Annotated in this window: 9 protein-coding genes, 1 tRNA gene and 1 pseudogene; 5 read left to right on the top strand and 6 right to left on the bottom strand. The window is 48.3% G+C overall.

What is annotated here, in order from left to right:
* Positions 1-25: 25 nt before the first annotated feature.
* The gene (locus tag NYE29_RS08825) at positions 26-451 is read right to left on the bottom strand and encodes an LSm family protein (protein WP_076113433.1); all 426 of its coding nucleotides are present in this window, start codon (positions 449-451) and stop codon (positions 26-28) included.
* 189 nt (positions 452-640) lie between these two features.
* Here NYE29_RS08825 and NYE29_RS08820 point away from each other — a divergent pair, with 189 nt between their 5' ends.
* Positions 641-4,381, top strand: coding sequence for an alpha-L-arabinofuranosidase C-terminal domain-containing protein (locus NYE29_RS08820; RefSeq protein ID WP_340895474.1), 3,741 nt, complete (start codon positions 641-643; stop codon positions 4,379-4,381).
* Between the two features lie 239 nt (positions 4,382-4,620).
* Here the strand turns inward: NYE29_RS08820 and NYE29_RS08815 are convergent, their stop codons facing one another.
* Positions 4,621-5,028 (bottom strand): DUF6855 family protein, encoded by a 408-nt coding sequence (locus tag NYE29_RS08815; RefSeq protein ID WP_076113431.1) that lies wholly within the window; start codon positions 5,026-5,028, stop codon positions 4,621-4,623.
* Between the two features lie 129 nt (positions 5,029-5,157).
* Here NYE29_RS08815 and NYE29_RS34550 point away from each other — a divergent pair.
* A pseudogene (locus tag NYE29_RS34550) lies at positions 5,158-5,274 on the top strand (AraC family transcriptional regulator); the annotation flags it as partial.
* Here the strand turns inward: NYE29_RS34550 and NYE29_RS08810 are convergent.
* Entirely contained in the window at positions 5,268-7,064 is a 1,797-nt protein-coding gene (locus NYE29_RS08810; RefSeq protein WP_340895472.1) for a helix-turn-helix transcriptional regulator, read from the bottom strand. The pseudogene NYE29_RS34550 and the gene NYE29_RS08810 sit on opposite strands and share 7 nt — an antisense overlap.
* 314 nt (positions 7,065-7,378) lie before the next feature.
* On the opposite strand from NYE29_RS08810, the gene NYE29_RS08805 reads away from it, so the two are divergent.
* Both NYE29_RS08805 and NYE29_RS08800 read left to right on the top strand, forming a co-directional pair.
* Complete coding sequence (locus NYE29_RS08805; protein WP_340895470.1) at positions 7,379-8,269, top strand: copper amine oxidase N-terminal domain-containing protein; 891 nt, start codon at positions 7,379-7,381, stop codon at positions 8,267-8,269.
* Between the two features lie 93 nt (positions 8,270-8,362).
* On the top strand, positions 8,363-9,268 hold the full coding sequence (locus NYE29_RS08800; protein WP_340895468.1) for a copper amine oxidase N-terminal domain-containing protein: 906 nt from the start codon (positions 8,363-8,365) through the stop codon (positions 9,266-9,268).
* Between the two features lie 322 nt (positions 9,269-9,590).
* Here NYE29_RS08800 and NYE29_RS08795 read toward each other — a convergent pair whose 3' ends face one another.
* Genes NYE29_RS08795 through NYE29_RS08785 form a run of 3 tightly spaced genes read right to left on the bottom strand, consistent with a single transcriptional unit; the run spans position 9,591 to position 12,032 of the window.
* On the bottom strand, positions 9,591-10,580 hold the full coding sequence (locus tag NYE29_RS08795; protein ID WP_340895466.1) for a hypothetical protein: 990 nt from the start codon (positions 10,578-10,580) through the stop codon (positions 9,591-9,593).
* 4 nt (positions 10,581-10,584) lie between these two features.
* Positions 10,585-11,022, bottom strand: a complete 438-nt coding sequence (locus tag NYE29_RS08790; RefSeq protein WP_340895464.1) for a DUF3788 domain-containing protein — start codon at positions 11,020-11,022, stop codon at positions 10,585-10,587.
* Positions 11,019-12,032, bottom strand: coding sequence for a DUF4037 domain-containing protein (locus tag NYE29_RS08785; RefSeq protein WP_340895461.1), 1,014 nt, complete (start codon positions 12,030-12,032; stop codon positions 11,019-11,021). Before NYE29_RS08785 ends, NYE29_RS08790 begins: the two co-directional genes overlap by 4 nt.
* A gap of 200 nt (positions 12,033-12,232) precedes the next feature.
* Here NYE29_RS08785 and NYE29_RS08780 point away from each other — a divergent pair.
* A tRNA-Leu gene (locus NYE29_RS08780) sits at positions 12,233-12,316 on the top strand.
* The last annotated feature ends 17 nt before the right edge of the window (positions 12,317-12,333 follow it).

The following is a 12,333-nucleotide window of genomic DNA, read 5'->3' as shown; positions in this document are numbered from 1 at the left end:
TCTTCTTTGGTCGGCCCCTAAGCTGCTAAACCCCGCCTCCTCCCCCCATCAATCCCTTAAGCCCACTCATAAACGGTCTGATTGTCTTAATCATGCCGTAGCCCATCTTCATCACCGGCATAGCTTTCTGAATCATTCCGAAGAAGCGGAGTCCGCCGCCCATCAGTCCGCCCAGTCCGCCAAGCCCCCCACCCAGTCCGGCAGCGCCGGCACCCGAGCCTCCGAGCAAGGATCCGAGCAACGGCAGAAATGCTGAGGTTGTGGCCTTTTGCGAACGGGAGGTGGAAGCTCTACGTGGTTTATGGTTACTGCGCTGTTTGGAGAGAATGAGCGCCCCCTGATCGAGTCCGGTTATCCATCCTACATAGGTACGCCCGTCATGCAGCGTAATGCAGACCTTTCGGCCCTTCAATCGTTTTGCCTGCTTGCGCACTCTTGCTGAATTGCCCATTTGCAGATCACCTCATTGTTCTATTTACTCCTATAGTACACAGAGGATTGGATACGGCTTGTGCTAGTTCCACGAGTATGGCAAAAAAAGTTGAGAAATAACCGCCTAATGAGGTAGTATAGCTATATGGTATTTATTTTTATAAACTGATTCATATTTATATTAAATAAAAGGTTGGGAGAGACCCTAATGACTAATTTCCGCGATCAAATCATTGCACATTACAAATTCGAGGATGCAGACCATATCGCTAAAGACAGCTCTGGACAAGGGCGGAACGGAGAGGCCTTCGGCAAGGTAGCACCGGTAATCTCCGAGGTGAGCGGCAGAGTGGCTGCAACGTTTGCGGGTGGTGATGCAGGAACCTCGTATGTCCGGCTTCCGGCGGACTTGCTTCAAGATGTAAGCGACAACACGGGGATAACCGTTGCTGCATGGGTGAACTTTGCCAAGGGCTCTAACGTATGGGAGCGGATCTTTGACTTTGGCAAAGGGGAGAAAGGGCCTTATCTGTTCCTGACACGTAATTTGCGCGGTACCCTGTCTGCCGGCGGCGATCTGGCCGTTGATCCGGGCAGAGGATTTGCCGGGGGTGAGTGGATGCACATTGCCATGTCGGTAACGGGTACGCAAGGCGGCACTTTAAGCAGTGCGGGTCCGGTGGTGTATGTGAACGGTGAAGCCGTGGCCGACGGCTCGATCAGCCAGACCTCCAGCGGCAACTATGCCCAGCTGCGCAGATGGTTTGCGACCTTTACGGATTCGGACAACTACAGCAGCAACTTTATCGGCCGTTCGCAGTTTGCTGCGGATGCAGACTTTGCCGGCTCGCTCTCGGATATGCGGATTTATAAAGCGGGTTTGTCGATGGACGAGGTCATTGAGGTGATGTGCGATTCTTTGAGTAATGAAGAGATCGTAAGGCTGGCCAGAGACAAGTATCTTGCCTTCCCCACGACCATAATCACTAAGGACTTGTCACTGCCGGCTTCGCTGATGGGCGGAAAAGTTGAAGTGAGCTGGAAATCTAGCCAGCCTGCGGCGCTTCTGGATAATGGACAGGTTCAGGAAATAAGCTCTGCTCAAGCGGCAACCCTTACCGCAGTTCTGACCCGGGGGCCTGTCTCTATGGAAAAAAGCTTCGACGTCTCAGTGCTGCCGCAGGACCTGCCTCCATATACACTGACCATCCATGGGAATAAGGAAATCCTCGATGTCAGCGAGGTGATGTACGGCTTGTTCTATGAAGACATTAACAACGCAGCGGACGGCGGAATTTATGCTGAGCTGGTGCAGAACCGCTCGTTCGAATCTTTTGCTTTTGATACCTATTCCCATACTTCCGGGGAATGCGGCTGCTCCACCGGCCGGAACCGCGAGCCCTTATTCGCGTGGTCCGGAGATACCGGTAAGATGCTCCCGCAGCACAGCGGCGGACTAAATGAACATTTTGGCGTAAAGGACCCGGAAGTAAATGCTTATTATGTGACGGTGGCAGATGGCGCCGTGGTTCAGAACAAAGGGTTTGCTGATTCCAACGGAAATTGTGCCATGTCCATACTAACGGGCGCGAAGTACGATTTCACGATCTGGGCGAAGGCAGAGTCAGCCGGTACAATTACGCTGCAGCTTCAGGGAGCGGACGGGTCAGCGATCAGTGATTCCGTATTCGTGAAAGTGGAGGGCGGAAACACCTGGAAGAAGTATGGAGTGGATGCCAAGCTTGTGCTGACGGGTTCGGCTACGGCTCTTGGCCAGCTGGCGCTTGCTTTTTCGGGTGAAATTTCGATCGACATGGTGTCCCTGGTTCCGCAGGATGTATGGGGGGCAGGCGAGGAAGCGCACTCCCGGTCGGCTCACGCCAACTATACGGGCAACCCGAACTATCGGCTGAGAAAAGATCTGGTGAACGCGCTTGTCGGCATGCATCCGAAATTCCTGCGTTTCCCCGGCGGCTGCATCTCTGAAGGCTCATTTATTTGGGAGAATGTGTATGACTGGAAGGATTCCATCGGAGCGGTTGAGCTGCGCAAAGAAAATTACAACGTATGGGGCTACATGATGACTATGGGCCTCGGCTATATGGAATATTTCCAGCTGGCAGAAGACCTTAATGCAACTCCGCTTCCGGTGATGGCTTGCGGCGTGCTGTGCCAGGCGCGTTCGGACTACGCCCATCCGGCCGGAGGCGAATTACGGGAGTATTACATCAAGAACTTTACCGACCTGATCGACTTCGCCATCAGCATGGACTTCGAGAATAACGAATGGGCGGCCATGCGCAGCAAGATGGGCCATGAAGCTCCGTTTGATCTGCGCTATCTGGGCGTAGGCAACGAGAACTGGGGTACAGAGTTCTTCGCCAACTTTGAAGTGTTCAAGACATCAATAGATGCCTATATGGAGCAAAACTATCCGGGGCATGAGCTGCATATTATCTCCACGGTTGGCGCGCAAGCGGACGATGATGCGTACCAACAGGGCTGGAAGTTCCTGAGCGGCAATCTCAGCGGATCGGCTGAGGTGGCTTTTGCCGACGGGCATAAAGTAATTGAAGAAACGGTAACCTGGTACGGGCAGCAGAGCAACTACATGGACACGATTGCCGATGAGCATTACTACCGTTCCAATGACTATCTGCTTGCGAATGCCGACCGGTATAATTACTACTATAGAGCGTATAACGCTGACGGCAGCATCGACTGGAAGGAAACCTCCAAGGTATTTGTCGGGGAATATGCTTCTACGGACAAAAACACACTGGCTGGCGCAGTAGCAGAGGCAGCGGTTATGACCGGATTTGAAAACAATGCAGATGTCGTTCTGCTCGCCGCCTATGCGCCGCTGTTCAACAAGGTGCTGACGGACGGGACCTACCGCTGGACACCGGACTGCATCTGGTTCGACGATGAGACGGTGTGGTTCACCCCGAACTATTATGTGCAGCAGCTGTATGCCAAATATTTGGGCAATAAAGTACTGGCAACCTCCTTCTCTACGTATAGAAGCGGCAAACCGGCAGCGCTTCTTCCTCATGGCGGAATTGAAGTCGCGGCAGGCAATGCTGATATTCTGGTGAAGCGCGTGACCGTAACGTCGAACAAGGATGGCCGTGTGCTGCTTGATCAGGACTTTACACAGACGCTGGCTCCGGCTTGGCAGGCCATCCCCGGTTCCGCAGGGTATACCGTTCAGGCGGATAAAGGGCTTGTACTTAAGGCGCAGGCCAGCGGGCTGAACGGCCTGTACATCCTGAATGACAGCTGGACCGATTACAAGGTGGAGGTTGTTGCTTCGCGAATCGCGGGGGAGGACGGTTTCTACGTGGGCGCAGGGCTGACTGACATTTCACCGGAGAACAAGGACGTCCTCGAATATGCTATCAGCTATGGCGGCAATGCTACCGGTGTGAAGGTGTACAAGCAAGGTGTGGAAGCCTATACCTTGGGCGACTACTCTTCCAGCACGGCGGCAGGCAATCTTAGAGCAGCCAGCTATGAAGAGATTTCCGACAACACGGAATACACGATTACAGTGAATTACGGTGGTGAAACCGGAGAGAGCCTGATCTGTTCGTATACGGACGGCAGAGCAGCCAGCAAGGTGCTGGACTACAAGCTGGAGGCCTACAACAGAGAGATTTTCAACTCGGTTACAAAAGACGCGAAGCATGTGTATGTAAAGCTTGTGAATGCCGATGATGTAGACAAAATAACGCAGCTGCAGCTTGAAGATTTGAAGGTCGAGGCAGCCGCGAAGCTGATCACCCTGACCGGCGAAGCCCAGCTTGTACATGTGCCTAATGTAAACCAGAAGAACAATGAGCGAATCGTGCCTGACGAGCGGGAGATTACACTGAACAGCAGCGATATTGTTCTTAATCTGCCTGCTAACTCGGTGAATGTGCTGGTGCTGGATCTTAAGGCATAAAGAAGCGTCTGCTCTGTACTATGCAGGCTTTAGCAGCAGCAGGTGAAATAGTATACAGTACTGCACAGAAGACACCCTTAGGGGTGTCTTCTGCCATATCTCATGCCAGTATCAAATGCAAACATCACAGCCCAAGAATAGCTGATTAATGAATAATGTGTTCATACGGAATGCAGCGTGCTGTTTAGTCGGATCGTGTTGAAGGGCTTGATTCGGGTAAAAGGTAGGGATTCCATCCCTTACAGTGCCTTCATACGGTTGTTCCTTGGCTGATGCTCGACTTCTGCAAGTCCTAATGCCTCCATTAAGGGAGGGATATACATCCCGAATCTGCCGCGCAGACCCTTTTTCAATCCGTACCAGCCGCCGACCGGGTTGTCAGGAGAACGCCCCCAGGCTTCGACCGTGCCTGCTTTTGCCGGCTTCTGCTCATCAGCGCTGCCCAGCTCCATCCATTCCCCATTCTCCTTTAGCATGGCGTATAAGTCATTGATGCAGCGATAGTCGTAATGCAGCACGGTTTTGCCTACCGTGCAGACGATAATGGGTTTGCCGTCTTTTTCATCTTTATACATTTCATATTCAGAGGTTAGCGGAGGCGTCTTTAATTTCCATGGATTTTCTTTCGTCCCTGCATCAGTCGGCATATCGTTTCTCCTTTGCGCTGCAATATTAGCTTCCGTGTATTATAAAGAATACAAATACTGATTGCAATTCAGGTCAAATATACAAGCGCTGCCTTTGCTAAGATCATCAATGAGAGGAGGGAACCTTAGATGGTGGAATGGAATGAAATGGTTCAGCTCATGATTGATTGGATTGATGCTGATCTTACAGCAGCACCAACACTGCTGAGAATGTCGGAACAGCTTGGGCATTCCCCTTATTACTGCGCATGGCGCTGGCTGTTCCCCAGTATCTCTTTAGCCAGCTCATCTCCACGGTGTTCGAGCATGCTTACGGTTTGCAGTAGCTCCGCCTGCCGGCTTCGGTGCTCATTCGTCCAGAACGGGTGGGGGGAAACGCCCGGCTCTATAGAAGCTGGATCGGTCATTCCCTTGTAAAAACCTTCAAGTAAGGCGTCGATCTGTTCATACACACCGGCCATTTCAGCCAGCGCGCCGGCTTCGGCAGGATGCTGCAGCAGCGGCAGCGAGGCTTTTAAGTAAGCTGCGGCGCTTCTACGGGCATCGGTTAGCGCCATCATGCAAAAGTGGTTTACGCCGAACCTGCGTCCAAAATCAGAGGTTTCTGCATCTTGGTACCACCGGCTGCTGAGCAGACCTTCGCACCAGGTATCCAAAGCCTTATAGCCGAGCCGGTACCCTCTATTGTCATCGGCCCTCATGGAGTCCAGCTTGACCCTGAGTGAAGCATAGAAGTTGTCCAGAGCTGGCGGTACATGAGCCTGGCTGTCAAAGCGCATTAGCATATAAGGCCAATGGTCCACATATAAATAGCCCTTGCTGACCTTCATATCGCTCTGAAACTCTGGATCGTCGTGCAGACTCTCGAAGGTTTCCCCGTCAAAATAGCTGCGGCACAGCAGGGTATCCCCATTGTTCAAGTACCCTGTAATTACGCCCCACTCGGGGGCAACTCTGAGGTTGATCGCTATCGGCAGCTGATGCTTCCGGATGCTGTCCATTAGTTTTTGCTTCTCCTGTTTGCGTTCTTCCGGTGTAAGCCGGTTCGCCCGGCTGGCTGTAAGACCATAGGCTTTATGGGCAGCAGCTGAATAATCATAGGCTACGAGTGCATCGGCTGAGCTATAATCCCACACCGGTGTAAAAGAAATTCTCCAGCATGCCCCGGACACCCCCATCACCTGCTCATAGGTAGTCTCAATCCCCCTTGTGCTCAACGACAGATAGAAGGCTCCTGCCCAGGAGCAGTCCATTCCTTGGCCGAAGCCAAGTCGGCCTACATTCTCAACAATATAATGCTGCCGGGACGGTTGGATGGCGAAGAGGAGAGTCCGGTCCGGGCTGTAGTGAATCTGCTCACCTTCGGCACAACTTACCGCATGAATACCCTCGGCATTCAAGTAGAGGAGCAGCAGATAATCGTTGCCATCATTGTCGATAAGGCTTGGGAAAAGCTCGTGGCTGACCGTGAACTGCTCCCACTGAAAGAACTCATAATGCTGCATCTTCTTCAAAACATTCCGGTGGATCAGCTCATTTCCATAGGAGGCGTACACAAATTCCAGTCCGCTTTTGCCGGAGGTATACCCTTTGGAATGAACATCAATCGTCAGAAGCTGTTCTTTCAGCGCATAAGCTGAATAGATTCCCGCAGGCGTCTCATATCTGACAATCAGCACCTTGGAGCGGTCGCCGGACAGACAGCCGGGGAAGATATGATCGCTGACGGTGAAGGACAGTCTGTTGCCGGCCACGAACTGGTTCACAAAGTGGGTGACATCATGGGAATCCCGGCCATCTGTGTATACGGCGGAAAGTACGACTAATTCCTGGGGCAGCAAAATGCCGTCAATGGGGTGACCCAGTACACTGGACAGCAAAGGCAGGGTGGCGGTTTCGGGCAGGGACTTCCCCGTTTCCCATTTGGAGACAGCTTGAGCCGTGACATTGAGCTGTTCGGCCAATTGTTCTTGGGACAGCTGTTTTTCTTTACGGAGCATGGCGATGCGTTTGCCGACTTTTTCGCTACTAATCATAGTTACCTCTCCCGAAATTGAATTCGACGTCGTAATTTCATTATAATCCGGGACTATAGAATAACCATGGATTCAAGGAGGGGAGAGGGGCGGTGTTTTCCAACCGGCAGTTGAGCCGGACAGTCATGGGCATTTTTCCAGAACAATCAGCTCTCCGTCCCATTCAGGAACAGAAGAGGTAACTTCTTCAAAATGCTCACATGTAAATGAATTTAGAGGAGATGCGTAACGTTCGCAATATTTTTTTGAAAACTTTTGTATGTTTGGTTGCGTCTATTATAAATGAGTCTAAAAAATGGGAGGTATGTAGAAATATGAAAAAAATGATAAGTGCTTTATTAGTAATGTGTTTAGTATTTTTGTGTAGTTCAATACCAATATATGCAAAATCACCGGTTACTCTTATTATCAATAGTGAAGTAGTCAGTTCAGATTCACCACCTGTCGTAATTAATGGAATAACCATGGTCTCATTAGATTCCCTGAGAAAGTTAAATCTTAATTTGAATTGGAATTCAATAAATAAAACAGTTACTGTAACAACAAAAGTGAATCAGGATAAGTTAGTTCTTAAATTAGGAGAAAAAGAGGTAACATATGGAGGGAATACAATAAAATTGGAGTCCCCTGTTCAAGTCAAAAATAATCGGATTATGGTCCCTTTACGTTTCATTAGTGAAGCTTTTAAAGCAGAGGTGAAATGGGTTAAAGATGCAAATGAAATAATTATTCATAGTTGGGATAAGATAAATACCTATTCTACCTTATATCAGGGCGATGATTTACTCGCTGCTCGTAAAATTGCCCTGTCTCTTCCTTTGATTGGAGAAAATAAACTATCCTCAAGTAAAGAAATGTCATCCCATCAGTTGTATTTCCCTGAAGGTGAGGTCTTGCGATATTACCACGTATGGGGAAATTTAGTTTCCTATTATGAGATTAAAAATGATCTAGGCTATTTAGTTTGGGAGGGTGTAGAGGAAGTAGGCAAATCAGGTGTGTATTCAAAAGAGAATGGAAAGCGACCTGAACCAGAAAAAAATGAGGTTTACTTTGATCTTGCGAGAGATTCAAGAGATGTAACCTATGGTAGAGTGGATTCAAAAGATGTCTTAAGAAGCATGCGAGACGATAGTTCAAATCTTTTAGTTGGAATGCTTCAATCCATTCCTGATGAAATTCGAACTGATAAAGTTGTGAATTAGACAGGGTCTACTTTCTCTTTATTTAGCTTTACTTTAAACTGAAATATTCTTAAAATGGATGTATCAACTAAAAAAAGTAAAGGGTGGATTAAATTGAAAAAAACATTAATTTCGATTCTTAGCACTTTCTTTATTTTATTTTCATTAAACAGTATAGCTAGTGCAGCAAAGCCTATTCAGTTAAATGTAGGTGGAAGCTTTTTAACTGATTTGGCTGCACCTTTGATTAAAAACAGTATTAGTTACGTTCCTATTCGTACCGTTCAATCTTTGGGTTACAAGGTGAATTGGGACAGCAGGTCCAAAACAGTATTAATTATTAACAAGGCCACCTCTGATAGATTGAGTCTTGTCATAAACAGTGATGTTGCGATGATGAATGACAAAAAACTAGACTTAGATAGGCCTCCTCTTGTGAAGGGGAACACAGTTTATGTTCCTCTGCGATTCATGAGTGAAAATTTCGGAGTGCTTGTCGATTGGGATTCAAAAAATAACGGTATTGTGCTTGTTTCTCCAGATCCTGAAACTCAAACCCAGATAAAAAGCGGCGATCTGGCTAAAGCCAGATTAGCTGTTATTGGGATGCCAAGGGTGGAATTTTATACATCCTCTGTGCGTCCGGAAAGTCATAGTTACAGCTATATTTTTAATGAAAAAGACTATTCTAAGTTCTATTTCATTTTGGATAGTAGCATTTACTATTACGAGATGAAAAACGGATATATGAGCCTTGTTTGGGAAGGTCAAATGGTGGCTTCAAATCAGAAGAACTCGTCTAGTCCGTTGGCTAAATTTTTTAATACAGGCATAGATACTCTTTGGGGTGTGCAGCCTAAATTAATGTCTCGACTAGTCTATTTTGAAGATGAAACGTTTGTTTACGATAAAGGAGAATATGGGATCATTGGTATGGATGGATCGGTAGAGTTCTCTCATACGGTTGCAAATCCTGAACAATTGAGCGATATTATTATTAATTTTCCGGAAGAAAATTAAGATAACCGGGAACTCGGTAATTTCGAGTCCCCGATTTGTTCAGTAGTCAGCCCTTCTCTTTGAGCGCTTGTATAAGGTCGCGGACACTTTCTTTTAACTCTTGGACATTGGTTTTTAAATCATCAATGGTCTTGCGGTAACTGACCATTAGATAAAAAGCCATCTGCCCCAACCCCTACATTGGATATGGCCTGAATCCACATAGAACTGTTCTCCGTAACTAAACCCCTCCAGAAAGAGCCTGGGAACGGACTATAGAATAACCATGGATTCAAGGAGGGGAGAGGGGCGGCGTTTTCCAACCGGCAGTTGAGCCGGACAGTCATGGGCAGTTTTCCAGAATAATCAGCTCCCCGTCCCATTCAGGAACAAACAGCTGGCCGTCATAATAATCGAGGCTGCATATTCTCGGCAGCTGAAGGCTGAAGAGATCGGGAGTATCCAGAACATGCTCCGCTGGAGAAACGATGTGCGGGGTTCCGGCAATGGTGGTGATGATCCCGGAGCTGTGGTCCACCCTGCGGACAACATGATTTTGCGTGTCTCCGATATACAGATTGGAGGCTTCGTCGAGAGATAGTGACCATGGCCCGTCAAAATGTTCTCCGCTGCTTGAACCGAAGGTAGCCTGGAGCGCAGATCCCCCATCTCCGGTGTAGCCGCCGCGGCCCGTTCCCGCAATCACCGTGACTTCTTCATTAACGGGATCAATCTTGCGCACACAGTAGTTTTTGCTGTCCAGCACATACAGGTTTCCATCCGCTCCCCGTCTTAAATCATAAATCCAGTTAAACTGCACCTGTGTAAAAGATACTGTGCCCGCCTGAAATCCCGGTTCACCCGTTCCTAGCGTAGTCATTAAATTACCTTTCAGATCAAATTTATGGACCCGGCAGCCGGTCACTTCATTGATCCACAAGAAGCCGGCAGAATCATACTCACAATTCCCAATATCCTTAAACCCACAAGCCGCTCCATCTATCAGCAACCGGGCTTCTCCGGCAGCAGGGTTAATTGCGAATACTTTGTTATTCCCGCTGCTGGCGACGATAACGGTCTCCTTATCCGGAAAGGTAATATAAGTAGGGTTGAGGATATCCGCATAGATATGCCTAACATGTTCTCTGACGATCTGATTTCCGGCCGTCCAGTTCAGAGTGTCCGTATCCGTCGCGATTTCCCCAACCCAGTGTGTATCATGGTCCAAAATATAGCGGGTACCCTGTGGATTATGAAAGCCAAAGTGGCAGTAGCCGTCGATAAGCTTCCGTTCTTTTCCGAATTGCAGCCGCTCTTTAATTCTCCAGTTCATCCAATCACCCCCGCTTCTTGGTTTTTTTCTTGATCAGGATCATTTGCTCAATATCCTTAAGTTCATCTATAGAATGCACTTTAATCCATAGCCATCGTCCATCGTGGAATTGAGCAGCAGCTTCATACACCGATTTGAAATATGCTCCGAACTCTTCCATCTTGCCCGTATACGCCTCGATCTCCTTTTTCCCGAGTACAAGCAGAACGGTAAATCCCTCTTTTTCCGGAAATATAGCAAATAAGGTCTTTCCGCTCCTGCGGTATCTCACGTTCCAGCCATAATTTTTCCCGCCAAAATTGAGTTCTGGCTGGTAATCGTAATTTTGTTCGGCAAAGCTGCTGAGTTCGATCCATGCTTGCTTGGCCTCTACGCCAATAAACGTATAGATCTGTTCTTCCGTAGGAACAACCTCTTTATCACATAATCGCTGGCTATTCACTCTGACTCCTCCTTAATTTGTTCTACTAAGGCCGCAAACCACGAGTCTAGCTCCTCCGGTTGAATGGATAGAAGTTTGTGCTTATCTACAATGATTTGGTCTTTCGTGACGGAGGTAAAGCGGACAAAAGGTTCTCGCGACAACATGGATAAACCCATGCGATCCGTCCATTCCTTGATGGGGAGACTGTCTTTAGGCAGCAGAAATTTCAGCAGATCATAGAAGGTTTTGTGCATTACATTCAAGTTGTAGCCCGGACATTCCTTGCTGATGATATAAGAATCGACTTCCCGCCAAAGGTGCTCGATTATGGCTTGTCTTACAATCAGGCTCTCCTTGGAGAGGTCCCCGGTGCTCATCATCTCCTTAAGTCTTGTTTCCCAGCAGGCCGGAGTCCATGGCAGCGTTCTGCTCATGTGGACCAGCCATTTCTCATGCGGCACATATTCATGGTTGGCAATAAATAAGGCCTCCAGCAAGCGGATCGCTGCCATATTGAGCATGGAGTGGCCCTGCACGGGATCACCTCTGTGAATCCAGATATCCCCGGCCAGCCGAAAATACCACCAGCAATTGAATAACAAGCCTTCGGCATGCAGCGGCTCTGGTGTATGCGCCAGCTTTTCTGACATCATTTTGGCGATTTGCCCCGTGGGATCGTACAGGATTTTGGCATAGGATAAATCCCACAGTGCCACACTCTCCCACGACCGATGCTGCTCTTCTTCCAGATCTGAGATCTTGATGTCATACAGATAGCTGCCGATCCTGGTAATACCTAGGGGGATAGGGGATTGCCCACTGTTCCACAGCTCATACGGGGAGGACTCCAAGTAGAAAACTAAATCGATCTCCGATAACTCGTCGGCATACCCGCGGGATAATCCGCCGTTCAAGGTGATGCCCAGGACGCCGTCCAGAGATTCAAAATCCTTCATTCTGCTATCCAGTTCCGCGAGGAATAAATGAAGCTTGTTGGTGCTTGTTGCCGTTACATAAGGCCTGCTCATACAGAATCACCTCGTTATTGATCTGTGACCGAATGGGAAATCGTTAGTAATAATATATAGCTATGAAAGCAGTCTACCTATGATATTAGTCTTAAACGCCAGGCCTTTCATTGGAAAATTTAAATGCCAAATAAAAATTAACTTGCCCTATTGTTAAAATCATGATATATTAATTCCTGCACTGCAATAAACAATACTTTGCGGTCATGGCGGAATTGGCAGACGCGCTGGCTTCAGGTGCCAGTGGTAGCAATATCGTGGAGGTTCGAGTCCTCTTGACCGCATACCAGGAAAGAAAGCT

It is taken from the genome of Paenibacillus sp. FSL M7-1046 (genome assembly GCF_038007405.1).
Classification (GTDB): Bacteria; Bacillota; Bacilli; order Paenibacillales; family Paenibacillaceae; genus Paenibacillus_AQ.
This window is presented reverse-complemented; position numbering and strand designations above follow the sequence as displayed.

Excerpts from the sequence above, each read along its gene's own strand:
- NYE29_RS08825 (WP_076113433.1), bottom strand. The coding sequence starts at position 451 with ATGGGCAATTCAGCAAGAGTGCGCAAGCAGGCAAAACGATTGAAGGGC.
- NYE29_RS08795 (WP_340895466.1), bottom strand. The coding sequence starts at position 10,580 with ATGAACTGGAGAATTAAAGAGCGGCTGCAATTCGGAAAAGAACGGAAG.
- NYE29_RS08820 (WP_340895474.1), top strand. The coding sequence starts at position 641 with ATGACTAATTTCCGCGATCAAATCATTGCACATTACAAATTCGAGGAT.
- NYE29_RS08805 (WP_340895470.1), top strand. The coding sequence starts at position 7,379 with ATGAAAAAAATGATAAGTGCTTTATTAGTAATGTGTTTAGTATTTTTG.
- NYE29_RS08785 (WP_340895461.1), bottom strand. The coding sequence starts at position 12,032 with ATGAGCAGGCCTTATGTAACGGCAACAAGCACCAACAAGCTTCATTTA.
- NYE29_RS08810 (WP_340895472.1), bottom strand. The coding sequence starts at position 7,064 with ATGATTAGTAGCGAAAAAGTCGGCAAACGCATCGCCATGCTCCGTAAA.
- NYE29_RS08815 (WP_076113431.1), bottom strand. The coding sequence starts at position 5,028 with ATGCCGACTGATGCAGGGACGAAAGAAAATCCATGGAAATTAAAGACG.